The following is a 24378-nucleotide window of genomic DNA, read 5'->3' on the forward strand; positions in this document are numbered from 1 at the left end:
GATCACCGCGCGACGATATAACGGTCGGAGCGGTGATTGATGGCGAGCACGAGATTGAGCACGACGGCGCCCAGCACCGACCAGGCGACGGTGATGGGCGAAACGACCGCGAAGGCGCAGAGCATGACGCAGAGATCGAAGGCCAACTGGATGAGGCCCGCCTGGATGCCGAAACGCTCCTGGATGTAGATCGCCAGGATCCCGACGCCGCCGAGCGAGGCGCGGTGGCGATAAAGCCCGAGCAGCCCGTAACCGAGTACAAGGCCGCCGAGAAGCGCCGCCCAGAACGGATGCAGGTACTGGATCAGGAAGAAGTGGCTCTCGACCTCGGTGATCACCGAGACGAGCGCGATGGCGATAAAGGTCTTCAGCGAGAAGGCGAGGCCAAGTCGCTTGAACGACAGGTAATAGAACGGCAGGTTGACGATGAAGAACAGCAGGCCGAACGAAATCCCGAACGCATAATGCAAGAGGAAGGCGACGCCCGCGGTGCCTCCGGTCAGAAGGCCGACCTCGTTCAGGAAATAAAAGCCGAGCGCCGACACCATGGCGCCGATGAACAGGCCTTGAGCATCTTCCAGCAACGTGTGCTGCGCCGGATCGGCGCTGTAAAATCCGAGACCGCGCCTCTGCTGTTGCTCAGCCAATGTGGACCCCTCAGGTTTTCAGTGATATTGCACTGCAATAAAACCGTCGGCAAGGGTCTTCAAGTGTCCATCGGCGGGCACTGAAAAAAGCAAGAAACGGCGGGTTTAGCCGTGCTTTTGCGACAGAAACAGAATGCCGTGGATGGGTTTTCCGGCATCCATGCGAATGACGGTGTTTTCCACCTTCAGCAGATCGAAGCCGAAACGTGAAAGCAGCGTGCGGATATAAGCTTCCGAATGGGCATAACGCAGGGAATCCCGCAGCACGAAACCAGCCCCCTCGCCCGCATCTTCGACAGAGAACGCGAAGAAACCGCGAGGTGAAAGCAAGTCATTCACTAGTGGGAAGACGGTTTCGAGCGAACCTAGATACATCAGCACGTCGGCGGCGGAGACGAGATCGGCGCGGTGAGCCGCCAAGTCGCTGAAGAGGCCGGATTCATTCGATGCGAGACTGAGGTCGGACTGGCCGAGATGGTCGTAAAGGCCCTTGGCCTGCGCCCTCGCGAGCATGTTGAGCGAAAGATCGAAACCTTCCAGGCGTTCGGTCGCGCCACGGATTTCGGCACCGAACAGGCCGGTGCCGCAGCCGAGGTCGGCGGTATTGCGGAAAGGCCCGTGCGGCATGACCAGCGCCGCCAGCTTGCCGGGCACGGAATAGCCCAGCTTCCCCACCAGAGCCGTGTCGAACCGGTCGGCGTAGTCGTCGAACAGGCCTTCGACATAACGGCTCGGCGGCCGGTCGGGCGTCTGCTCCGCTCCAATCAGCGCGAGCTTCAGGCGGGCGCCAAAAACGTCGTCCGGCCGCAGCGCCAAGGTCTGACGGTAGGCGTCTGCTGCCGTGCCGAGACCGGCCTTGTCACGATATTCGCCGAGCCGAAACCAGCCGGCGGCCCAGCCGGGCGTCAGTTCGAGCGCCTGTTCGATCAGCTCGGCCGCGGCCGCGAAATCTCCGCCCTCGGCCAGCATGCGGGCGTAATCGGCGCGGCGATCGGCGGTGGCATCGCCCGAGGAGAATTGGCTGGAAAACGGGCTGGGCGACATGGATGATCCTCAAAGGTGGAGGTTCTTTGCCGAAGCCACAAAAAAACTCAAGTTCTATCTGAGGGGAAACGCTTGCGGTGGCAACGGCTGCCGATTATCTCTCATTTGCAATTCGGAGAAGGACAAGGATGGCGGACGGGGTCAACAAGTTCCTGGGCGATACACCGGGTCGCACGATCATCAAGCTGATCGTGGTGTGTCTTTTGGTGGGTTTCGTTCTGGCATTCTTCGGCTTCACGCCGGACAATATCGGCGACACGATCCGCTACTGGTTCCTGGACCTCTGGTATAACGGCTTTCGGGCTCTCGGACGGGTCGGCAATTATCTCGTGCTCGGCGCGATCATCGTCATTCCGATCTTCATCATCCTGCGTCTTATAAGCTACCGCCGCTGACATGACTTCCCTGATCAGACCTTCGCGGCGGGACCTTCTCGTCTTTTCAGGCATGGCGCTGGTGCTCGCCGGCTGTAACACCACGGCCGTGCTGACGCCCACAGCGGGTGCCGAGGATGAGACGCAAGCCGCTCTTCCCATGGTCAACAAGCTGCGCCAGAGCCGTGGCTTATCCGCGCTGGCGCTCGACATGCCGGCGCGCAAGGCGGCGGCCCGGCAGGCGGTGCGCATGGCCAAGGCCAACGAGATGAAGCACCTGATCGGTTTCGGCGACGATTTTGGCGCCCGGATGAAGAGCAGTGACGTGGCGCTGCCGGCAGCCGAAAACATCGCCAGCGGGCAGGATACGGTCGCAGCCGCCGTGCAGGCCTGGATCGATTCACCCAAACATCTCGAAAACATGCTCGGCTCCTACCGGGGGCTTGGGGTCGCCATGGCCCGAACCTCAACGGGCGCTCGGCCCTACTGGGCCATGGTCCTTTCCGGCTGACCGATGGAGAGCGGGGGGCGTGACCACAAGACCGGAGCAATCAAGCCGTTCGACGTGACGCACCGGCTGGTGCTCGGCATCGCCATCCCGATGACGCTCGGCTTCCTGACGACGCCGCTGCTCGGCCTCACCGATACCGCGGTGGTCGGGCAGCTCGGCCAGGCCGAAGCGCTGGCAGGTCTGGCGATCGGCGCCATACTCTTCGACCTCATCTATGGCAGCCTCAGCTTTTTCCGCACCTCGACCACCGGGCTGGTGGCGCAGGCCTTCGGCCGAGGAGACCGCCGAGAGCAGCAGGCGGTGTTCTGGCGCGCTTTTCTGAGCGCGCTCGGCCTCGGGGTGATCATGCTGGCGTTCTCGCCACTGATCCTTCGATATGCGCCGGACCTGATGACCAGCGATCCGGCCGTGGCCGACGTGACGCGGCACTATTTCGGCATCCGGGTGCTGACAAGCCCGGCGACGTTTGCCAATTTCGCCATTCTCGGCTTCGTACTCGGGCGGGGTCAGGGCATGCTCGGGCTCACGCTGCAGATCATCCTCAACGGCACCAATATCGTGCTCGCCATCCTGTTCGGCCTCGTTCTTGGCTGGGGTGTGGCAGGGGTCGCCTGGGCGACCGCGGCGGCGGAGGTGACTGCCGTGGTGATCGGCCTCGTCATTGTCAGCCGGCAGTTTTCCGCAGCCGACAGGCCGTCGCGGGCGGACATTTTCGACGCTGCCAAGCTGCGCCAGCTCTTCCAGCTCAATGCCGATATCCTGATCCGCTCGCTGATATTGAACGGCGCCTTCGCGGTGCTGACCCGGGTCGGATCGAGCTTCGGGGCTGTGACACTGGCGGCAAATGCCGTGCTGATGAACATCTTCATGCTGTCGGCCTTCTTCCTCGACGGGCTCGCGGGCGCGGCCGAACAGCTCGCCGGCCGGGCGGTCGGGGCGCGGTATCGACCATCCTTCGACCGGGCGCTGAAACTGACCGGGCTCTGGTCCTTCGTGATGGCGGGCATCGTCGGCCTGTTCTTCGTCCTCTTCGGCCAGCCGATCATCGAGCTTCTCACCACCTCGCAAGACGTGCGGCAGGCAGCCTATGTCTATCTCGGCTGGGCGGCGGTCACGGGCCTGACCGGGGCGCTCGCCTTCCAGATGGACGGCGTGTTCATCGGCGCCACCTGGTCGCGCGAGATGCGCAACATGATGCTCGTCTCATTTGCCGGTTATTGCGTCGGCCTCGCCGTACTCGTGCCGCTGATGGGCAATCACGGGCTCTGGCTGTCGCTCAACCTGTTCCTGCTGATGCGGGGCTTTTTCCTGGCGGCCATGGTGCCGCGCAAGGCGCGTCAGAGTTTTGCCTCAGCCCATTGATCGAGGCGGGTATCGCGCAACTCGCGAATCGATGTGACCTTTTCCTGGTCTAGAAGGCCCGAGAGCCCCTTGACGATCGCAGCCGGCAGGCCCGGCCCTTCATAGACCATGCAGGAATAGAGCTGCACGAGGTCGGCCCCGGCGCGGATCTTTTCCAGCGCATCCGCAGCACTCGAAACGCCGCCGACGCCGATGACGGCAAGGTTCGGACCGACGCGTTTGCGCACCTTGGCTAGGACAGCGGTCGAGCGCCGGAAGAGCGGTGCGCCGGAAAGGCCGCCCGCTTGTTTCGCCTGCGCCTGATCCTTGAGCCCATCTCGGGCAAGCGTCGTGTTGGAGACGATCAGCCCGTCGAGCGGATGGGCGGTGGCCTCGGCCGCAATGTCATCCAGCCCCTCTTCCGTCAGGTCGGGGGCGATCTTCAGGAAGACCGGAATGGTCCGGCCATGTCGCAGTGCCTCCTCGGCGCGGGCGGCGAGAACGGCTTCGAGCAAAACCTTCAGGCTGTCGCGCGCCTGCAGATCGCGCAGGCCCGGCGTATTGGGCGAGGAGATGTTGACGGTGAAATATGTGGCGAGCGCATAGAACTTTCGGATGCCGGCGACATAGTCGGCAACGCGGTCGGCTGCATCCTTGTTGGCGCCGATATTGACGCCGACCACGCCCGGCGCGCTGCGCCGTGCGGTCAGGCGGGCGAACGCCGCCTCATGACCTTCGTTGTTGAAGCCGAGCCGGTTGATGACACCGCGGTCCTCCACCAGGCGGAAGATGCGCGGCTTGTCGTTGCCGGCTTGCGGTTTCGGCGTCACCGTGCCGATCTCGGTAAAACCGAAGCCGAGCTTCAGCATAGCATCGGGCACCTCGGCATTCTTGTCGTAGCCGGCCGCAAGCCCGATCGGGTTCGCAAAGCGGATGCCGGCGACCGTCTGAGCAAGCCGCGGATCGGGGGCCAGGCGGCAGGCGGGCACGAGGCCGGTCTTCAACGCAGCGATGGACAGGCCGTGCGCGGTTTCCGGATCGAAAACGAAGAGGCTGCGCGAGGCAAGCCCGGCGAAGGGGCCGATCATGGCATCCTCTCCGGAAAGGCATGCAGGCCGTCGACGCCGATCAGGAGCGGCATTTCCCAAAGGACGGCCGAAACAGGTAGGGTGCCGTAAAGATGCGGGAAAAGATCGCCGCCGCGGGAGGCTTCGTATTTCAGCGCCTCGCCGAGACTGGGCGCGTTGACCGCGACCAGCATCAGACCGGCGACGCCGGCAAAGTGCAGCCTTGCGGTCTCCTTCGCCTGCGCACCGGTGGAAAAATGGATATAGCCGTCCTTCACGTCGATTTCGGCGCCCTCGAAGACACCTTTTTGCTTTGCCTGGCGCCAAAGCGTTTCCGGCACGATCTTGTACACTATATCCGTCATCATCAACTCTCGGGGACCTGCTATTCTCCGACCGTTTGCCGCAAAGCCCGGCACTTGTCCACCGTTACAGCAGGAGGACCACGATATGAAAACGCTCGCATTGATGACTTGCGCACTGCTCTTGCCCCTCGCCGCCGCCGCGCAACAACCGCAGACGAACCGTTTCCAGCTTCAGCGCACCGAAACCGGCATCGTCCGCCTCGATACCGAAACCGGCGCGATGACGCTCTGCCGCGACGAAAACGGCACGCTCGCCTGCCGCATGCAGCCCGACGAGAGGGCGGCCTACGAGCAGGAACTCGACAGGCTGGCAAAGCGCGTCACCGCGCTCGAGGAACGGCTCAGCAACATTCCGCCGGACGCCTTGCCAAAAGCGCTGCCAAGCGATGCGGAAGTCGATCGTTCGCTGTCGATCATGGAGAAGTTCATGCGGCGCTTCATGGCGATCGTCGGCGAATTTGCGAATGAGCGGGAAGCCGATAAACCACAGCCCAATCGTACGTGATTTCCCGCACTTGTTTCGGGTCGGCGAGAGGTTTACAAAGTCTTCAGATTCATTGGCACGACTATGCTCTTGGGAGGGGGCGTGGAAATGCAGACACTCACGATCATCATCGCAGACGACCATCCGCTGTTTCGCGGCGCGCTCAGCCATTCGGTGCGGGGCATTGCCGAAGAACTCGTCATCATCGAGGCCGGCGATTTCGACGCGGCGCGGCGTGCGGCCGAAAACAATCCCGAAGCAGACCTGATGCTGCTCGACCTCGCCATGCCGGGGGTCAGCGGCTTTTCCGGACTGATGTCGCTCCGCGCCGAATTTTCCGGCCTGCCGATCGTCATCGTCTCGGCCAGCGACGATTGCGCCACCATCCGCCGGGCTCTGGAGCTCGGTGCTTCCGGCTTCATCTCCAAGTCCTCCGGGCTCGACGATATCCGCGCCGGCATCCAGGCGGTGCTGGAAGGCGACATCTGGGCGCCGAAGGGCGACCTTTCAGGGCCGGAAGAAGACCCGGGTCTCACCGAGATCATCGAGCGGCTGAGAACACTGACGCCGCAGCAGAACCGCGTGCTTTCCATGCTCGGCGAGGGGCTGCTCAACAAGCAGATCGCCTATGAACTCGGCGTCTCCGAAGCGACCATCAAGGCGCATGTCTCGGCAATCCTCCTCAAGCTCAATGTCGACAGCCGCACCCAGGCGGTAATCAAGCTCGGCAAGATCAACATGGCGCTGGTGGCCTGACCCAGGCCAGGACAGAAACAGGATTTTATTCCTCTCATCCCTTTACGCGAGGCTGAGGTTCCGTTAAAATTCGGGGTGCGCGCGAGCCGGCAACCTGCTGGAACGAAGCGTTCAAGGGTCTGATCGACAAAAGTCTGATCGGTTAAGGGTTCTGATCGAGAGGTTCGCAGAGCGCTGGCATGTCCGGCTTTGTCTCGCGCACCGGTCACGGGTACGGACGACGATGCTGTCACATGCTACGATCTGGAGCGCGATCGATACGCTCGCCCAACGCCACCAGCTGACGCCCTCCGGGCTGGCGCGACGCGCCGGCCTCGATCCTACCTCATTCAACAAATCGAAACGGCTCGGGCCGGACGGACGGTTGCGCTGGCCGTCGACCGAATCGATCGCCAAGGTGCTCGAAGCGACAGGCGCGACGATCGACCAGTTCATGAGCTACCTGCCCACCGTTCCCGGCCGCTCCTCGATCCCGGAAGGCAATTTCCCGCCGCAGAACGGCTCCATCCCGCTGCTCGGTTTTGCGCAGGCCGGCGCCGGCGGATTTTTCGACGATGGCGGGTTTCCGGCGGGCCAGGGCTGGGACGTGGTGGAGTTTCCGGTCGATCCGTCCCGCAAGGCCGGCGTCTATGCACTGGAAGTCCAGGGCGAATCGATGATGCCGCTCTATCGCGACGGCGACGTGCTGATCGTCGAGCCCGGCGCGCAGGTGCGCCGCGGCGACCGCGTGGTCCTCAAGACCAAGGAAGGCGAGGTGATGGCAAAAGTGCTCGCCCGCCAGAGCGCCCGGACTGTGGAGCTTCTCTCCCTCAATCCGGAACATCCAAACCGCACCTTCGATCTTTCCGACGTGGAATGGATAGCCCGCATCATCTGGGCAAGCCAGTGAGTGAGTAGGAAACTGCTCCTACTCGCGGCTGATCAATAAAGTCCATTCGGGAAGTAGCGCAGATAGATATCCTGCAGGCGACCGTTGCGCGACAGAACGCTCAGTGCCTGGTCGAAGGCGGCCGTCAAGAGCGGGTCGTTCTTGCGCAGCATGATCGACAGACCTTCGCCGAGGAATTTCTCCGATAGATAGGGGCCGTCGAAGAGGGCGCAGCATTTCGCCGAACCTTGGCCCGCCACCCAGAAGGGCAGCCTCAGGCCATCAGAAAAGACGGCATCCACCTTGCCCGTCTTCAAGGCCCCCAGCACCGCCTCGTCATTGCCGAACGATACGGCGGTAATCTTCGGGAAAAACGCCTTCAGCATCAGCTCATGGGCGGTCCCCCTGACGACGCCGACGGGTTTGCCGGAAAGCGCTGCCGCCGTGTCGCCGTCGATCCTGGCCTTCAGGTTGCGGGCGAAACGGGCCGGCACGCCCAGATAAGGCCGCGAGAAGGCAAACCGCTGGCGCCGCTCCGGCGTCACTGCCATGCCGGCAATGACGACCTCGCCGGCGCCGCCTTCCAGGGCCTTCTCCAGCTCGTCGAAGGGCAGCGCCTGGATCTGGCACTTCGCCTCGATCTTCAGTTCGGCGCAGATTTCGCGGGCGAGATCGACATTGAAGCCGGCAAGCCTGCCGGTCTGGTCGGCGAAATTGAACGGCGGGAAATCGACGCTGGTCAGAATCCGCACCCGGATGACGGTGGAAAGATCAGGGCGGGCGAGCCGCTCCTTGGCATCGAACATCAGCGGCAGGGGACTGCTGCCTTCGGCAGCCCGAGCCGGGACCGCAGCGGCAGCAATCCCTCCGGTGAGAAGGCAAAGCCGCAGAAGACTGAAGAACCCCTTGATTTTCGGGGATGCAATCATGGGATGCATCTCTATGATCCAGATCGGGACAGGTTGGGGCACTCGCTTGCGGGCGGTGTAGCAGAGACATGCGCTTGAGGGAATATCCGCCAGCAGCGCTGCCGGTGCAAGACGATGCGCACAACAATTCGGCGCCTTCCGGAAACCTGTCGGCCGGGCCTGGCGCCGCAGCCGACGACCAGGAACTCGTCGCTCTTTCGGCGCTCGGCTTCTCCAGGCCATTGCTTGCTATGCTGACCGACAGGGCACGGCGCAACGGGACCAGCATCGAGAGCGAACTGCTTCACAGCGGTCAGGTCGACGAGGCGGCCTATTACGGCGCCATGGCGCGCTACCTTCGCCTTCCCTTCATCGCAGCGATCGATCCGGGCTCCGTTGCCGACATACCGGGGCTCGATACGCAGTTGCAACGCCCGAACCAGGTCAGGATCAACCATCGGCACAAGGCGCCGCAAGTGGCGGTCGTGCCCGAAGCGATACGGCTCGCCGACCTCAAGGCGGCGCTCCTTGCAATGCCGCTGCTCGGACAGGATCTTGCGATCACCACTCCATCGGCAATCCGCGGGACCGTCTGGAGATCCGGCGCGACGCGACGTGTGCGCGAGGCGATCAACGGACTGTTCGATCGTTTTCCCGAGTTCTCGGCCCGCATGGTGCTCTCCGGCACCCAGGGTTTTTACGCCGGGCTTGGATCGGCCGCCCTCGCCTTTGCGCTGATCGCCATGCCGACCGAGACCCTGCTTCTCCTGCATGTTCTTCTGTCTCTGATCTATTTCGTGTCCCTCGGCCTGCGGTTCGCCGCCTTCACCCGGCAACAGTTCGCAGACGCGACCCCGGTGGCCCTGTTGCCTCGAGAGGACGCGCTTCCCTGTTATACGGTGATGGTCGCGCTCTACCGGGAAGCTGCGGTGGCAGAACAGCTGTTGGTGAGTCTCGGGCGGCTCGACTGGCCGCCTTCCCTACTCGACATCAAGCTCATCTGCGAGGCCGACGACCAGGAAACGATCGCAGCGCTGAGGGCTCTGAAGCCTGCCTCGCATTTCGAGATCGTCGAGGTGCCCGCCGCGATGCCGCGTACCAAACCCAAGGCGCTCACCTACGCGCTGGGAGCTGCGCGCGGCGAATTCCTGGCGATCTACGATGCGGAAGACAGGCCGCATCCGCAGCAATTGCGCGAGGCCCATGCGCGGTTCCGGACGTCGCCGATGGCAATCGCCTGCCTTCAGGCGCCGCTGATCATCACCAATGCCCGCGAATCCTGGATCAGCGCATTGTTCTCGCTCGAATATTGTGGCCTCTTCCGCGGGCTGCTGCCAATGCTGGCGCGGCGGAAAATGCCGCTGCCGCTCGGCGGCACATCCAATCATTTCCGCGCCGACGCCTTGCGCGCCGCCGGAGGCTGGGATCCGTTCAACGTTACCGAGGACGCGGATCTCGGGTTTCGCCTGTATCGCCTCGGTTATCGCTCGGATGTCATGGCCCGCCAAACGCTCGAAGACGCGCCGACGACAATGCGCGTGTGGCTCGGCCAGCGCAGCCGCTGGTTCAAGGGCTGGCTGCAGACCTGGCTGGTGCTGATGCGCCAGCCGCGCCGACTGATCGACGAGATGGGTTTTCCAGGCTTCTGCATCTTTCAACTGATGATCGGAGGGATGCTGGTCTCTTCGCTCCTGCATCCGCTGATCGTCGTCTTCATGACACTTGGAACCTATTACATGCTGGAAGCGCCCGCGGACGGAATCCCGGTCGGGGTACTCTCGCTTTTCATCATCGACACCATCAACATCCTCGGCAGCTACCTGATCTTCCTCGGGCTCGGGAGAGGACCGATGATCGAGCACGAACGACGCCTGGTCGGCTGGCGCTGGATCGGCGTTCCGCTCTACTGGATCATGACCTCAGTTGCTGCCTGGCGGGCGATGACCGAACTGCGGTCAAAACCCTTTTTCTGGAACAAGACGCCGCATCAGCCGAGCGGCAGGAGAACCTGATCCGGCATCTAAATCGAGCCTATGTCTTAGATTTGCGGAAAATCCAGCGGGTTTCTACCCTCGTTGAAACCTGTCTGCGGCGTGGCAATACGTGTAGTTAATGCCCGTTGACCGCACTGAGCGGCCTCCCGCATAGGACATTCATGGTCGCTATTCCTGCGGCTTCCCTGTCGGGTCCTTGAATCCATGCATCCAATTCGGATCGGACTCGGTTTCGCAGACTGACCTAGCGTAGTCGTCCTGCTTCCGGTGTCCTACTGCCACGCAGAAAAATCCTCAAAAAACGCTTCGAATTGTCGCTTTACTTTTGGCCAAACAACTACGGTCCACGGCAGGATAACCAGATATTGAAAAGCCAAGACTAATAGGCCAGTTAGCAGAACGGCTCCGAAAAATGCCAATATAACGTTGCCAAATATAGCGAAAATGAAAATCGCCATCAAAACATAAACAATTAAAGCCGACTTGTTGCTCAATAGTACAACCGCCAACTTAAACAGGCCAAGACTGCCGACCATTCGCTGCAGGTCAGCGCCTTCTTTTGAATACCATTGTTGGGTGGTGTGATTTTGAGCGGCTGTCGTATATCCTTTTCCGTCCTTGGTATTGTACAACTTTATTATGCTAAGACGGTCTCCGTCGCCCACATTAACGGGAAATGGCAAGTTGTATACTTTTTCATTGCCATTGTGAAAGCGCAACCTAACTTCACTTGTCTCCCACTGTTCATTCTGAACAGTTGAATATACCTGCACATCGCCGCTTGACATGTAATTATTGTGATGTGTCGTATATATATGATTGTGTTGCTTTATTCTTGAACCGACGACTCGGCCTGAGATACGCTCGGCATCAACTTCCGAGCCATTGATGGTTATACGTTTTCTCTCTGCGGCGGGGAGGATGTCGGCATCATGTTGGGGTGAGGTATTCTGCGAAAGTTGAGTGTCAGACACGAGGACTTCGGCATACGACATGGCTACTCCTTGACCGTCGGCGAGTTGGAATGCTCCTGAAGAGCCCACCGTTTTCGAAGGGACAACATCCGGTGAAAAAGTTAGATTTCTGGAAATGGGCGACGGGAAAAATACCGTCGCATCAATAGCTTGAGGAAAGACATTATGTAGAGTTAACAGTTGCTAACGCATTGGCAGGAAGATTTGGATAGTTGCAAACACGATTTCGGCAACGTACGCACAGGTTTTGGTGACTTGTTCCGGTTTCCGGCTCAACTGGCAATCATTTTCTAACGAAGATCGGATTAGTCATACTGAAACAAACTACTCATTTTACTCTCGTTATACGCGAACATGGGTTCATTTAATTCACTCTCGCAGCATCTGCTCGATACATGGTTGCAGTCCAATGGAACCTCGGGTCCGGAAGCCCTCTACGCAGGGATCGTGAACAGACTAAGCATCAAGATGGCGCTCTCGGTCGTCACGACTGCAGCCGACGACCCTTATGATTGGCGGTTCCGTCGGGTGAAGGACTTTGGCTTCAAGAGCCATCTGCTGACCCAGATGAGGCAACAGTTTCCCGATGCCGTCCTGCGTGATCTTGATCGGAGCTTCATAGACGAAGCGATCATTCCCACTTATTCACGTGCGATAGAGGTTGGGCGCCCAACGCTCGAGCTCGTGAGGACCAAGCTTCTCGGTGTCCGTATAGGCTACGAACGTCTTATCCTTCCGCAGAAAAGCGATGGAAAGCCCGGCTGGTGCATCAGCCTTGTTGAGGGCCGTTTCTTCATCTCCCCTGTGCGGGATGCAAAGACCGACATTACGGACGACAACATCATCCAGCTTCTTATCGAAGGACAGACCACGAAAGAAATCGCCGAGGCTCTTCATCTGTCGCCGAGGACGATCGAGCATCGAATCGACAAGCTGAAAAGCCGATTTGAGGCGAAGAACCTCGTCCATCTGGTGGCAAAGCTCGTCGCCAGCCAGGTTGGCCGCAAGGAGAAGGAGAGCAGCTAGGCTACTTCATCGCTCTACGGCTGGCAGTAGCTCGAGCCTGAAGGGCTTCCATGGATAGGCCAGTGCTTGCCGACGCGGTATCGTGGAGCACAGCGGTAATGCCCTTCGCCTTGAAGGACACACCGATCTTACCAAGCTTTATGGCTTTCCGCATCCGGTGCCGGAACATTTCTGCTTTCCAAGCGTCGGGGAGAAGGCTCTGACGATGGAGGAGACAATGCATACCTGCTACCGTTATCGCGGCGGCACGCCCGCGCCTGGCGCCCTTATCATCAAGTTCTATCATTCCGGCGACGAGATCCGCGGCTTTATCCGCAAGATTGCCGAGCTCTTCGAAGACGACGCTATTTTTCCAGGGGAGGAAATGGAACCGGAAGCTGCCTTCCGGATGGCCGAGAACAGGAACCGCGGACCGGACAAGCCGCCGATCTACGTCGAGCTTTCTGAAGAGGTTCAATGGGACCCGGCCTGGGGCAGATTGATGTGAGGTCAGAAAGGGAGACCTCGGCGCCGCCTGATGGCTTTCCTACCTTCGTAGCAGTGGAGAACGAAGACAACCGATCGCGCAGATCTGCCGCTTCCGCCGAATATTAGCCCAGCGTCCGCACGCAGGCACGAGTGATTGGAAGCCGGACTATTCACAACGATAGACCTTCCGTCGTATCTACCCCGGCCAGGAGAAGCCGCCCCGGTGCATGGCCGAGCCCAGTTGTGATCCCCACGCTGCGCGGCGGGAAGAAAGACATACGTGGAAAATAAGCAGTCAAATATCAGGGCGGCGGCCTGGATGATGACATCCATCGCACTGCTCCTGCTCATGGCCGTCTCGGGCCGTGCCGTAACCCGCGAGATCGACGTTTTTCAGGTGATGGAGATGCGTTCCGTCATCGCCTTCTTCATGCTGCTGCCGCTTGTCCATCGCGAAGGCGGCATCAAGGCGATGAGAACCGGCATTCTTCCGAGCCACATAGGCCGCAACGCTGCCCACTATATCGGCCAGTTTGCCTGGCTGATGGGCCTTACACTGATCCCGCTGGCGCAGGTCATCGCGATCGAATTCACGGCTCCCATCTGGGCAGCTCTGATGGCCGCCGCATTTCTCGGGGAGCGGCTGACATGGCGTAAAAGCGTGGCGATCCTATTTGGTCTGGTCGGCGTCGCACTGATCGTGCGCCCTGGCGCGGCAGCGCTGAACCCGGGGCACCTCATCGTGCTCGGAGCAGCCTTTGTATTCGCCATATCCTTCATCACCACAAAGGCACTGACGCGTTCCGACAGTGCAACGAAGATCATTTTCTGGATGCTCGTCATTCAATCGGTCATCGGAATAGTACCGGCCCTGAACGTCTGGGTCTGGCCATCCGCAGCAATGTGGCCGTGGATATTCCTGATCGCGTTTTCGGGCACTTTCGCGCATTATTGCATGGCCAAGGCGTTGTTTCATGCCGATGCAACGGTGGTAATGCCGATGGACTACCTGCGGGTGCCGTTGTCGGCTCTCCTCGGTTATCTGCTATATGCGGAGGCTATCGACAGCTTTACGGCGATAGGCGCGGGGCTGATCCTCACAGGCAATCTTTTCAACCTCCGCCGACCGAACGCCAACCGGATACAAGCCACTCCGTCCTGATGATCCTCGGGGAGAGCGGCCGATACCCATCCTTCTCGTCCACCTTGAGCGGGCCGAACTAGCTGACACCGGATCACTGGCTTAGTCGCCGTGAGCGGTTTCTCCGGCTATTTTCGGGATTAAGCGCACACCCCGTCGACGACAGGAATATGCCGATCTTGCCTCTCGCGAGGTGCCGAAGGCTCACATGGCTCAGCTCGCCATCCGACCGCCGGGAATGCACGCCCGGGCAAGGGCCATCAGCATTGGACCAATAGCGAATTCGCCTCTTTCGGTGCGGCGGGTGAGATCTCGCAGATAGCCGCCGGCCGAGTTGATGTGCCCTCCCCTCTCGAGAATGCACGCGATGACGGTCGCAGCGTTTTCCCTCCCCATCGCCGCGCACGCTTCCTCATAGGCCGAAGAGCTGACCCCGAGCATGGTGCGGACAACCACCGCAGCCGCCATGAGGTCGCGCCAATTGCTGATCCTCCCGCCGGGGCCGTAGTCGGCGATCTGTGGGCAGGCCTGAAGTACGAGGCCGAGCGGGAAGGATTGCAGGGATTTCGCAGCTGCGACCTCGTTGTGGCCCACCCTCTGCCAGCTTTGCTTGGTTCTGATCAGTGCGCTTAGTGGTTCGAGTTCGTTCTGTGGGGGCGCGGTACGCGTGATCTCCAGGCGCTGTTCAGATTCATAATTGTATTTAAGATTCGAATTCTGTTTGTGGCGCTCAATTTGAGACTCCCTGGCGTCGATTTTTTGCGTTTTCACTCGGATTTCCAACAGGTTGATAATTTCCGAGCGCAACATGACCATCTCCTCGAGAATGGGAGAGATGGTTTTGAGGGTAGCGACACGTGGGATCCGCGCGACCAGCGTTCGAAACATGTCCAGGATCGACGCCCAGTCCCCCGGGACGCCTTCATCGAAAGCTGCTGCGATCAGCTTTGCGACATCACGCCGGCAGACGGTGAGCCGGTCCCGGGTCATTCGCAACAGTTCCCGGTCGGCAACCACCTGAGCGGCCAGGCTCTCGATTTCGGTGGCACGTGCCAGAAGGGGAGCAAGGCTGAAGCCAAAGGCTTCATTGATCTCTCCTGTCCTGCTGCGGCGCGCGTAACGTTTCCCGTTCGGGCTGTCCTTGCGCAGGATCAGGCCGGCATCGATGAGAACCGCAAGATGTCGCCTCAGGGTCGCGGCGGTCATGCCCCGGGCGCGGAGGGAGAGTTGCGCGTTCGAAGGAAACACGACGAGCCCCCTCGCCTCGGAGATCTCGTCATCCGGGTAAAAGGTCAACAGCGCATCGAGCACCGTCAAGGCGCGATCGGTGACGCCCAATGACGGCCGTGCTTCGCAGACCGCTCTGAACAATTTCCATTTGTTACGGGTAGTTCCGGGTTCAATCGCTTCGGCCAGTTGCTGGTTTACCAACATCCCAAGCGACATTGCCCGCCGCCCAAAGGGCGTCGTCACATATCTACTCTCCATTTGCCTTCACTTTCGCTAAGGCAAAAGAAATCTGCTCGCCCAAACGGCGCCTAAACTCTTGACAGTGATTCGAGGAAATGCGATTCTGGATTTGCTAAGATCTGAGAAGGGCTTCCACGACCATGTCGCTTGGGGGCCTTTTTCTTTTGCGGTTTACGCTCCTTTATTCTGTTGGAATTCTGCAAAGAGGCTCCCGAGCCTCTCCTGCACGAATTGGTCGAACCCAGGCGCGGCCTTGTTGTCGAAAACAAAGGTCGCACTCGATGCGGTCTTCTTGAACTGGACCGGAACTCCGGAAATTTGCGCGTTAACTGAGGGTGCCTTTGTTACGGCAGGCCTCCTGGAGGCCAGTGCCAGCACCCGGTGGAACCGCTCGTCGCTTGATAGGTGCCCGGAGTTGTCCGCGGACAACTCCGCCAGAACCAGCTCAGGCTCTACACTTTCAAGGCGCTCTCCCAACTCCAGCCAGCGTCTGCGGCCGATCTCCGGTGCGGCGCCGATGGCTGTGATCAAGGTGATCGGCACCTGCCGCGTCACGATCAGCATCTTGGAGAGCGCTGCCTTATCGACGCCCAGCGCCGCCATGATGATGTCGCGGGTAAAACCACGCTGCTCGAGCCGCAAGGCGAAAAGTGCCCGCTCGATATAGGATAAGTTCGTGCGGGCGCTGTTTTCCTGTCCTTGACTGACCACCAGCTGATCATCGGTGAGTTCGCGGACAACCGCTCGCACACGGATGCCAAGTTTTTTGACTGCGGCCAGTCGCCGATGGCCGTAGGCGACCTGATAGCGGCCTTTCACCTGCGGGTGCGGCCTCACGAGGATCGGTACCTGCTGCCCATGCTCGCGGATCTGCTCCACCAACTCGTTCAGCTGAACGGCATCGATCTCCAGTCTATCTTCGACGAAGGAGGCGTCGACAAGGCCTGGCTCGATGTCGACGACGATCTGGCCTTTGGCCAGCTGCCGTTCAAGATCGTTTGCTCGTTCGACCTTTTCGGTGATATTGCCGAGCGTCTTGGTAATCCCGCCCACGGGCGCTGGATTGCGGGCCTGTGGCACGAAGCCGGCAATAGGGCGATTGTCCCTGGGCGCGACTGGCTCGGGACGGGCCGAGGTGGACGAGGATATCTCGATGAGGTTCTTTCGTGCCATCTAATTACTTCCTTCCCCACGTGGATCGGATATGGGCCTCGATCTCCGCGTTCACGAGATTGAGCGACTCCCAGGCCCGATCGTAGGTGCCGCGTACGAACAGCGACCTTTCCACTTCATAGAGCGTTTGCTTCGTCACGCCGGCATCGGCGATCGCGGTCGATTTCAGCATCGCGTTCTGAAGCATGCGGTTGCCAAAGATCGCCCGCATGAAGCCGGTCATCTGGCTTTGCGGGCCGTCATTCGGTTCAAATCTCGTGACGAGATACCGCATCCAGTCATAACTCGTCCGACCCCCTGCCCTTTCGACCACGGACATGAGTTCGCTCGTCATGGTCAGGAACTGCGACATCGACATAACGTCGAGCATTTGCGGATGCACGGTGATCAATACAGAGGTCGCCGCACAAAGCGCCGACATCGTCAGGAACCCGAGCTGCGGCGGGCAATCGACCACCACGACATCGTAGAGGCTTTCGATCTCGGTCAACGCCTCGCCTATCCGGGCAAAGAACATCGTCTCCGCGGTTCCGGATGCCATTGCTTTCGGAGTTTCGTGCTCGAACTCCATCAGCTCGAGATTTCCAGGGATCAGATGGAGATTGGGCGTATAGGTCGCGCGCACGATATCGGCGATTGGCCGCGGATCTTCATAGCGGATCGCTCCATAGAGCGTCTCGCCCTCTCCGACATCCAATTCCGGCTGGTGTCCGAACAGGGCGGAAAGAGAGGCTTGCGGGTCGAGATCCACCGCCAGGACGCGATAGCCTCTCAAGGCCAGATATTGTGCCAGGTGGGCGGCAGTGGTCGTCTTGCCTGAACCACCTTTGAAGTTCATGACCGATACGATCTGCAGCTTGTCGGAGCCCTTGCGGGCCGGGACATATTTCGGGGTTCCGTTTCGCTCGTCGAGAACGCGGCGAATCCGGTCCATGTCATCCGCACCATAAAGGCGCCGCCCGTTGGCGAGCGGATCCGGTCCATGGCCCTCGGCTGCGACCTGCCTTAGATAACCCTCGCCGATGCCGATGAACCCTGCAGCCTCGGCAGGAGAAAAGAACCGCATCGTCTTTTGGGAGAGTGGCGGGAAGATTTTGGCCTGGTGCTGCTGGAGCTGATAGGACAGTTCCTGGGCGTCTGTTGCCAGAAGTGAAGGAAGATGCTCTTGATCGTCCTGGATAACGAGACTCGGCTGCATGTGTTGATTTCCCGTTTAACTGCGCAATTTTCACAGAAAGCGCTCTAACTGCGCAGTTATATTATGCTCCGATTCGTTACCGATTTACAAACGCTTAACCAAACCCTCATTTTCCGCTGTTTTCTCTCAATTTGCGGGCCTCAACGCTCCCTACGGCCCTCCATTTGTGGCGATCTGACGCGAGCTAAATCTAAGCCCTACGAGGAGTGGTCCGCGGACTACTCCTCGTATGAGGTCTGGCAAGATAGTCTGGCCGTGGAGCCGGCCAACGATATCCTCTTTCATTGGCAGTAGTCCGCGGACTACTGCCGAATTCTTCGGAGATCTGGAGCGGGTGATCGCAGGACGTTATTGAGCCCGCCCGCGGGAGGAGATGTCGATGCGCGATCTGTGGCGTTGATCGGGGCGGGGCCAGATGGCCGTTGTCCTGGCCCCAATGCTGAGGCCGCGACTGTCCGAGAGCAAAGGAGCGGGCAGGGTGATGCGGGGACTTCGTTCCGTTTTCATCTCTACGGGGAATGCAAAGCCAAATAGCCTCCGCCGGCACGTGAGCCGTGGCAGTTAGGTATGTTTGATGAGGCGGGCCATGAATATGGCAGAGCGGCTGCCGTCCGCTCGAGCGGGCCGCGGACTTCGCCGCCGACTACCCAGCAGCGGGGGGCGGACGGTCTTGGCTATGAAAAGAGTTCAGGGTCGCCGAGTGCTTCAACGGGTCAAGCCTAGCAAGCGGTTGCGGCGGGTTCGCTTTTCGGATGATCTTGCGGCCAGGATGGAGGCGGGGTTTCCAGCAAATCTTGATCGACAGGATATCAGGAACCAACGACTCGGCGGGTACGGATTTAGCCGTTGATGAACAGCGCGATGTTCTCGGAATCCTGGTTGTAAAACCACGGCCGGGTGAGGTGCCGCGTCCCTCGCGGATGAGCCGCTCGATTGGAAAAGCTGTCGTGAGGAGACCCTGTTCATCAGAGTAGGTATTGCCGTCGCTGCGGAGGAGGCTTGATCCGCGGGGTGTGGACGTCTCCATAAAGGATCAGCGATGCCGCGACGTTTTCTTGCCGACCGGGCGTGCGTGCGTCGCTCTGTCAAAACAAACGGCCGATCGGCGTTGCAACGATATTCCGGCTCAAAGCCGTCGATACATCAGGAAGCGGAGTCGGCGGGCCTGAGATCAGTTGTGGCAATCCGTAACTCCATGATCGCCGCCTATACCTCCACGTTATGCCCGCAGGATCTCCTGGTTCCATACAGCGGCCGGAGGCAGGGGAGGGCCGGTTGCAAGTTCGTTTCGGGGTGCCGATCTTCGTAGATTGTTATGACGTGTCGAGGTAAGCGGTAGGCCATAAAGGGGTGTCGACGAATCGGAATTTCATCGACATAGTCTTATCGCGGGTAAGCAGAGGCAGGTGCGCCGATTACCTCGCAATGCGTTTCTCGCGGGCGAGGGATGCCTTCCGAAAATCGTCGTTTTGCAGTCGACAGTCTGTGCGGTTTTCTCCGCCAACGCGATCGGTAACCGCACACGTGGCTTTGCGTTCAAGCGTGAACGCTCGCGAGTCACTCAGGACCAGACGCTGTCTTGAAACGCGCCGATGGGCAGTTTCAGGTATCGCATGCCGTTGGCTTCCGGTTGCGGAAGCTGACCGCCATTGATGTTGATCTGCAGCGCATGCAGGATCAGCTTTGGCATCGGCAGGGTGCGATCCCGCATTTCGCGGATGGCGACGAACTCGTCCTTGCTGGGAGACTGCTTGAGATGGATGTTTTCCATTTTCTGACGCTCCACCGTGCTTTCCCACTGCGGCTGGCGGCCGCCGGGCTGATAGTCGTGTCCGACGAAAATACGTGTGTTCCCTGGCAGTGCCAGAATGGCCTGGATGCTTGACCATAGAGCACCTGCGCTACCACCGGGAAAATCCGCGCGGGCCGTGCCGCTGTCCGGCATGAACAGCGTGTCATGAACGAAAGCGGCGTCACCGGCGACATAGGAGATGGACGCAAGCGTATGGCCGGGCGAATACATGACACCGACCTCGATATTGCCGATGGAGAACGTTTCTCCATCGGCGAACAGGCGGTCCCATTGGCTGCCATCGACAGGCAGATCTGGCCAATTGTAGATCTGCGCCCAGATTTTCTGGACATCGACAACGTGAGCGCCAATCGCAATCGGGGCGCCGGTCATTCTTTTCAGGTAGGCGGCGGCCGAGAAGTGGTCGGCATGCGGATGAGTGTCGAGGATCCATTGGAGACGCAGGTCCTGCTGGCGGACATGGTCCAACAGGGCGTCGGCGTTATGGGTCGCCGTCGAACCCGATTTCTCATCGAAGTCGAGAACGGGATCGATAATGGCGCAGGCCCTGGTTTGCGGGTCGCTCACCACGTACTGGATCGAACAGGTACGCGGATCGAAGAATGCAGCGACGTCAGGTCTATGCATAGCTAGCCTCCGGTAGATCTGGTGCACGCGGAGAAAAGATCGCCCGTGCGGGATCGAACGTATAGAGATCGGTATAGGATGCCGCATCCCGCGCCAATTGTGCGACGGACTCAAGGATAAACAGGACGGTCTCGTCCGAAAGCAGAACGCTCAGATTGAGCCGCGTGAAGCCCGGCTTCTCGATCTCGTTGCCGTTGAGGATCGCCTGCCTGATCCGCTCCGACGTCTCGGGATCGATCGACAGCAACCGGTGCACATAGGGACCTGCGCAGGCGCAGCCTCCTCGGGCTTGAATGCCGAACCGGTCGCTGAGCATGCGGGTGACCAGTTGCTGATGAACATAGCCGCCTTTCCCGTCCCTGATGCGAAACGAGAATATCGGCAGGCGCGCCATCGAGGGGGAGCCGAGAAGCTCGATCTGGGGCACGTCCTGCCAGGCGGTGAGCGCCCTTCGCGTGAAGACGTCGTTCAGCCGCCGGATTTTCTCTAGTCCGATCGCATGCTTGACGAGAAAGACAAGTGCCGCACGAATGTCGCCGACGACATTGGGGGTTCCAGCTTCCTCACGGGCTTCTAGGCTGTCGCTATAGTCGTGGCAGGTGGGCGAAACGAACTTGACGGTGCCGCCGCCCGGCCAGGACGGCTTGTCGGTGACGACCGCGTCATGCCGCACGATCAGCACGCCCGAGGCACCCGGGCCGCCGAGGAACTTGTGCGGCGATACCACGATCGCGTCGATCTCGGCCCCCTGTTCCGGCGTCATCGAGATCGGCATGTAAGGTCCGGCGCCGGCATAGTCCCAGACGATTTTGGCGCCCGCCTGCTTCGCAAGCTTGGTGACGGCTGCAACGTCGGTCGAGATGCCGGTTATGTTCGATGCGGCCGAAAACGAGCAGATTGTCAGGTCGGCGCCGGCGCCCTGGAGAGCCTCGTCCAAAAGGACAAGGTCCGGGCCACCGCCGCTGCCTTCAGCGATTTCGACAATCTCTGCGCCGCTCTCGCGCCAGGGGAGGATGTTCGAGTGATGTTCGTAAGGTCCGATGATCACGCAGACCCGCTGACCGGAAGCGATCGCATCCGTGACGCCCAGCAGGTTGACGAGCCGATTGAGGCCCGCCGTTGCGCCGGATCCCGCGAAAATGGCGGCATGGCGGCTATCTGCTCCGCAGCATTCCTTGATGACCGACCGCGCTTCACGCCGCAGGCGGGTCATCATTCCCCCGCAATAGGAGGCCTCCGTATGGCTGTTGGCGTAATAGGGCAGGACCTCGTCGAGAACAAACTGTTCGACTTGCCTGAGCGCACGGCCTGAGGCGACGTAGTCGGCATAAACGAGATCCTTCAAGCCGAACGGCCCGGCGACTTTCGCCCTCGAACCGATCAATCCGTCTTTCAACGCCGCGATCGGATCGGCGGCTTCGAGGCTGCTTTTGAACTTGCCGAGAACGGTGACGAGTTCCTTTGATGGATTAAGATCGGCCTGCTCACGCATCATCAGTCTCCAGACAGCAATTGACAGCGATTCTAATCTCGATCACGGTCCGAAAACTTCACCTATTTTTCAGATAACGAGCGGAAATGCGGGTCACATGATCGATAAATCTGTAAATTTTGATCATATCGATCTAAAAATCCTGACCTGCCTCCAGCGCAACGCCGCACTCTCGCAACGGGATCTGGCCGAACAGGTGGGGCTTTCGCAAAATGCCTGCTGGCGTCGGCTCCAGCGGCTCCAGTCAAGCGGCGTGGTGGGAGGTTCACGCGCCGAGGTCGATCTCGAGATGCTGGGCTTCGATCTGACGGTGATCGTGATGATCCGGACCCGTCACCATTCCAAGGAATGGTCCGAGGATTTCCGCAAGCATGTCGACCGGCTGCCGGAAGTCATCGATTTCTATCGGATTGGCGGAGACTGGGATTATCTGATCAAGGTCGTCACACGCGGAATCTCCGGCTACGACGCGTTCTACCAAAAGCTCATCACCAATTTCGACCTGGCGACCGTGACCGGCTTTTTCGCCATGGAGGCCATCATTCGTAATCGGGCCGTGGACCTAAGCCGCCTGAGGTGACCGCAGGCTGGCATGGGCGAGGCCGGCGCAACATTTCCCGTCGGGGGACCGTTCACTCAAAATGTTAGCACATTACATTCCCAATTGACGAACGTAATAACATTACGTATGCAGTCGCCGACAACCCCGAGGATGCGATGAGCGACGTCACCTGGAATTCGAGAACCGTCAGCCTGGCCATCAGGGCCATGCCCCGCTTTCATGACATGAGCGGGGAGGTGTGGCGTCGGCATCGAACTGTGATCGCCAGTGCCGAGGGTTCCGGTAAATCCATCTGATGTCGGGGACCTCAGAACTTCGAAGCCGCCCGGCCGCGGCTGCCTACCCCGTTTCCAGCGCCTCGCTTGGCGACTGCCCGTTTTGTCGCGGGCGAGACCCTAAGCCGCAATCCTCGTGATGCAGGCGCAGGGAGGGGCGAAGCGCTCCATCCATAAAGCAATGCAGGACGTGACGGAGGACATAGCCCACACGCTTTCCGCTGAATCCCAACGCATGACATTTGCAACAACAGCCAATCGAATGGAGAACACAATGCGCATTGCGAACGCGCTTTTACTCACGCTGATGCTCGGTGCCTCGATGCCGGTAGCGCATGCCCTGGCCGATACCCTAAAGGTTGCAGGTCCGTGGGAGATCACCGGTATCGAACCGGCCCAGACCGGATATGTCTTCAGCCGCCTTCAGGTGGCTGAAACGCTCGTGACGACCGACAAGAAGGGTGCGCTTGTTCCCGCTCTTGCGGAAAAATGGGCGGTTTCGGATGACAATCTGACCTGGCGCTTCACGATCCGCGGCAACGCCGGATTTCACGATGGAACCTCGGTAACCGCCGAAGCCGCGGCGATCAGCCTTCGGCGTGCCCTGGCGGGTGTCGGTGTTTTTTCGCAGGCTCCGATCGCGGACATTGCAAGCGAAGGGCACGACATCCGAATTCGCCTGACGAAGCCGTTCTCCGCGCTGCCGGCCTATCTCGTTCACTTCAGCACCGTCATTCTGGCGCCATCCTCCTTCGACACTGCCGGCAAGATCACCAGGATCGTGGGTTCCGGGCCCTATAAAGTGAAGGCACTGACGCCGCCGGCGCGGCTTGAACTTGAAGGCTCGGATAGTTGGTGGGGTGGCACTCCTGGAATTGATGAGGTCAATTATCTGGCCGTGGGGCAGGGGGAGACCCGCGCCCTGATGGCCGAAAGTGGCGAGGCGGACCTTGTCTTTTCCATGTTGCCTGTTTCGGTCGACCGCTTGAAGGCAAACCCGAAGCTCGACGTCCAGATTGCCACCATCCCCCGCACCCGCATCCTCAAAGTCAACGCAGCATCGCCCTTCTTCGACCAGGTGGAAGAGCGACAGGCAGTCAGTGCCGCGATCGACCGTGTCGGCATCACAAAAGTCATCCTGCGCAACAGCGATCTTGCAGCAACCCAGCTCTTTCCGCCGGCCATGAAGGGTTGGAATTCTCCCGATGTTCCGCCGCTTGAGAGAAACGTCGAGAAGGCAAAGACGCTGCTCAAGACGGCAGGTTGGGTACCTGGTCGTGACGGCATCCTGGAGAAGGATGGAAAACGCTTCAGCGTGACTCTTCTCACCTATGCGAGCTGGCCGGAACTGCCGCCGATCGCGACAGCCTTGCAGGCCCAGCTTCGGCAGATCGGCATCGACGTGAAGGTCTCCGTTGGCAACAGTTCGGAAATCCCGGCGCGGCACCAGGATGGCACGCTGGAAATGGGACTGGTGTCACGGCTCTACTCGATCGTCCCTGACCCGATCGGAACGCTGCTCCAGGACTACGGCCCGGGCGGGAGCGACTGGGGCTCGATGGGTTGGGACAACAAAGAGATCCAGGGCATCGTGGAGCGACTTGCTGCGACAAATGATGCCAGCACGCGCTTGCCGCTCCAGACGCGTGCCGTTGAAATCCTTCAGGAGGAACTGCCAAGCATCCCGGTCACCTGGTCGGAGCTTGCCATCGTCTCCAGCAAGCGGATTGCCGGCGTCGAGGTCGATCCCCTTGAAGTCAATTACCGCCTCTCCGCCATCCGCTGGGCAAAGTGATGGAA

The 24378-nt window shown here is 60.1% G+C and carries 24 protein-coding genes; 13 read left to right on the plus strand and 11 right to left on the minus strand.

What is annotated here, in order from left to right:
• Positions 1-2 precede the first annotated feature (2 nt).
• Both J2857_RS23710 and J2857_RS23715 read right to left on the minus strand, forming a co-directional pair.
• On the minus strand, positions 3-647 hold the full coding sequence (locus J2857_RS23710) for a YitT family protein (RefSeq protein ID WP_210012567.1): 645 nt from the start codon (positions 645-647) through the stop codon (positions 3-5).
• 105 nt (positions 648-752) lie between these two features.
• Positions 753-1691 carry a class I SAM-dependent DNA methyltransferase gene (locus J2857_RS23715; RefSeq protein WP_210012568.1) on the minus strand — a complete coding sequence of 313 codons (939 nt, stop codon included), beginning with the start codon at positions 1689-1691 and terminating at the stop codon, positions 753-755.
• A 128-nt stretch (positions 1692-1819) separates the two neighbouring features.
• Between J2857_RS23715 and J2857_RS23720 the strand changes: the two genes are divergently transcribed.
• From J2857_RS23720 to J2857_RS23730, 3 genes are read left to right on the plus strand one after another with little or no spacing between them, the layout of a single operon-like run.
• Positions 1820-2086: a DUF6460 domain-containing protein gene (locus J2857_RS23720; protein ID WP_210012569.1), complete on the plus strand. Its 267-nt coding sequence runs from the start codon at positions 1820-1822 to the stop codon at positions 2084-2086.
• Position 2087: 1 nt separating this feature from the next.
• On the plus strand, positions 2088-2576 hold the full coding sequence (locus tag J2857_RS23725) for a CAP domain-containing protein (RefSeq protein ID WP_210012570.1): 489 nt from the start codon (positions 2088-2090) through the stop codon (positions 2574-2576).
• Between the two features lie 3 nt (positions 2577-2579).
• Positions 2580-3938 (plus strand): MATE family efflux transporter, encoded by a 1359-nt coding sequence (locus J2857_RS23730; protein WP_210012571.1) that lies wholly within the window; start codon positions 2580-2582, stop codon positions 3936-3938.
• Here J2857_RS23730 and J2857_RS23735 read toward each other — a convergent pair.
• A complete protein-coding gene (locus tag J2857_RS23735) occupies positions 3914-5005 on the minus strand; it encodes a quinone-dependent dihydroorotate dehydrogenase (RefSeq protein ID WP_210012572.1) in 1092 nt (363 codons plus the stop codon). The genes J2857_RS23730 and J2857_RS23735 overlap by 25 nt on opposite strands.
• The gene (locus J2857_RS23740; RefSeq protein WP_210012573.1) at positions 5002-5352 is read right to left on the minus strand and encodes a DUF952 domain-containing protein; all 351 of its coding nucleotides are present in this window, start codon (positions 5350-5352) and stop codon (positions 5002-5004) included. Before J2857_RS23740 ends, J2857_RS23735 begins: the two co-directional genes overlap by 4 nt.
• Positions 5353-5434: 82 nt before the next feature.
• Between J2857_RS23740 and J2857_RS23745 the strand changes: the two genes are divergently transcribed.
• The 3 genes from J2857_RS23745 (at position 5435) to J2857_RS23755 (ending at position 7478) form a co-directional block, all read left to right on the plus strand.
• Positions 5435-5854 carry a hypothetical protein gene (locus J2857_RS23745; RefSeq protein ID WP_210012574.1) on the plus strand — a complete coding sequence of 140 codons (420 nt, stop codon included), beginning with the start codon at positions 5435-5437 and terminating at the stop codon, positions 5852-5854.
• A gap of 87 nt (positions 5855-5941) precedes the next feature.
• Positions 5942-6589, plus strand: coding sequence for a response regulator (locus tag J2857_RS23750; RefSeq protein WP_210012575.1), 648 nt, complete (start codon positions 5942-5944; stop codon positions 6587-6589).
• Positions 6590-6812: 223 nt separating this feature from the next.
• On the plus strand, positions 6813-7478 hold the full coding sequence (locus J2857_RS23755; RefSeq protein ID WP_210012576.1) for a S24 family peptidase: 666 nt from the start codon (positions 6813-6815) through the stop codon (positions 7476-7478).
• A gap of 32 nt (positions 7479-7510) precedes the next feature.
• Here J2857_RS23755 and J2857_RS23760 read toward each other — a convergent pair whose 3' ends face one another.
• Complete coding sequence (locus tag J2857_RS23760; RefSeq protein WP_432420177.1) at positions 7511-8395, minus strand: transporter substrate-binding domain-containing protein; 885 nt, start codon at positions 8393-8395, stop codon at positions 7511-7513.
• A gap of 59 nt (positions 8396-8454) precedes the next feature.
• Here J2857_RS23760 and J2857_RS23765 point away from each other — a divergent pair, with 59 nt between their 5' ends.
• Positions 8455-10377: a glycosyltransferase family 2 protein gene (locus J2857_RS23765; RefSeq protein WP_210012578.1), complete on the plus strand. Its 1923-nt coding sequence runs from the start codon at positions 8455-8457 to the stop codon at positions 10375-10377.
• 254 nt (positions 10378-10631) lie between these two features.
• Here the strand turns inward: J2857_RS23765 and J2857_RS23770 are convergent, their stop codons facing one another.
• Complete coding sequence (locus J2857_RS23770; RefSeq protein ID WP_210012579.1) at positions 10632-11354, minus strand: hypothetical protein; 723 nt, start codon at positions 11352-11354, stop codon at positions 10632-10634.
• Between the two features lie 426 nt (positions 11355-11780).
• Here J2857_RS23770 and J2857_RS23775 point away from each other — a divergent pair, with 426 nt between their 5' ends.
• The 3 genes from J2857_RS23775 (at position 11781) to J2857_RS23785 (ending at position 13989) form a co-directional block, all read left to right on the plus strand.
• Positions 11781-12359, plus strand: coding sequence for a helix-turn-helix domain-containing protein (locus tag J2857_RS23775; RefSeq protein ID WP_210012580.1), 579 nt, complete (start codon positions 11781-11783; stop codon positions 12357-12359).
• A 217-nt stretch (positions 12360-12576) separates the two neighbouring features.
• On the plus strand, positions 12577-12846 hold the full coding sequence (locus J2857_RS23780) for a hypothetical protein (protein WP_210012581.1): 270 nt from the start codon (positions 12577-12579) through the stop codon (positions 12844-12846).
• 300 nt (positions 12847-13146) lie between these two features.
• Complete coding sequence (locus J2857_RS23785; protein WP_210012582.1) at positions 13147-13989, plus strand: DMT family transporter; 843 nt, start codon at positions 13147-13149, stop codon at positions 13987-13989.
• Between the two features lie 192 nt (positions 13990-14181).
• On the opposite strand, the gene repC is transcribed toward J2857_RS23785, so the two are convergent.
• The 5 genes from repC to J2857_RS23810 form a co-directional block, all read right to left on the minus strand.
• Positions 14182-15456 carry a plasmid replication protein RepC gene (repC, locus tag J2857_RS23790; protein ID WP_210012583.1) on the minus strand — a complete coding sequence of 425 codons (1275 nt, stop codon included), beginning with the start codon at positions 15454-15456 and terminating at the stop codon, positions 14182-14184.
• Between the two features lie 153 nt (positions 15457-15609).
• The gene (repB, locus tag J2857_RS23795) at positions 15610-16611 is read right to left on the minus strand and encodes a plasmid partitioning protein RepB (RefSeq protein ID WP_210012584.1); all 1002 of its coding nucleotides are present in this window, start codon (positions 16609-16611) and stop codon (positions 15610-15612) included.
• A 4-nt stretch (positions 16612-16615) separates the two neighbouring features.
• Positions 16616-17809, minus strand: a complete 1194-nt coding sequence (repA, locus tag J2857_RS23800; RefSeq protein ID WP_210012585.1) for a plasmid partitioning protein RepA — start codon at positions 17807-17809, stop codon at positions 16616-16618.
• A gap of 1561 nt (positions 17810-19370) precedes the next feature.
• Positions 19371-20249, minus strand: coding sequence for an MBL fold metallo-hydrolase (locus J2857_RS23805; RefSeq protein ID WP_210012586.1), 879 nt, complete (start codon positions 20247-20249; stop codon positions 19371-19373).
• Positions 20242-21741, minus strand: coding sequence for an aminotransferase class V-fold PLP-dependent enzyme (locus J2857_RS23810; RefSeq protein ID WP_210013027.1), 1500 nt, complete (start codon positions 21739-21741; stop codon positions 20242-20244). The genes J2857_RS23805 and J2857_RS23810 overlap by 8 nt, the downstream gene beginning before the upstream one ends.
• A 97-nt stretch (positions 21742-21838) precedes the next feature.
• Between J2857_RS23810 and J2857_RS23815 the strand changes: the two genes are divergently transcribed.
• The 3 genes from J2857_RS23815 to J2857_RS23825 all read left to right on the plus strand — a co-directional run bounded on the left by J2857_RS23815 (position 21839) and on the right by J2857_RS23825 (position 24373).
• Complete coding sequence (locus tag J2857_RS23815) at positions 21839-22321, plus strand: Lrp/AsnC family transcriptional regulator (protein ID WP_105432261.1); 483 nt, start codon at positions 21839-21841, stop codon at positions 22319-22321.
• Between the two features lie 137 nt (positions 22322-22458).
• A complete protein-coding gene (locus J2857_RS23820) occupies positions 22459-22599 on the plus strand; it encodes a hypothetical protein (RefSeq protein WP_210012587.1) in 141 nt (46 codons plus the stop codon).
• Positions 22600-22852: 253 nt separating this feature from the next.
• Positions 22853-24373, plus strand: a complete 1521-nt coding sequence (locus J2857_RS23825; protein WP_210012588.1) for an ABC transporter substrate-binding protein — start codon at positions 22853-22855, stop codon at positions 24371-24373.
• Positions 24374-24378: the final 5 nt, after the last annotated feature.

The sequence above is a fragment of the Neorhizobium galegae genome, assembly GCF_017877055.1.
GTDB lineage: Bacteria > Pseudomonadota > Alphaproteobacteria > Rhizobiales > Rhizobiaceae > Neorhizobium > Neorhizobium galegae_D.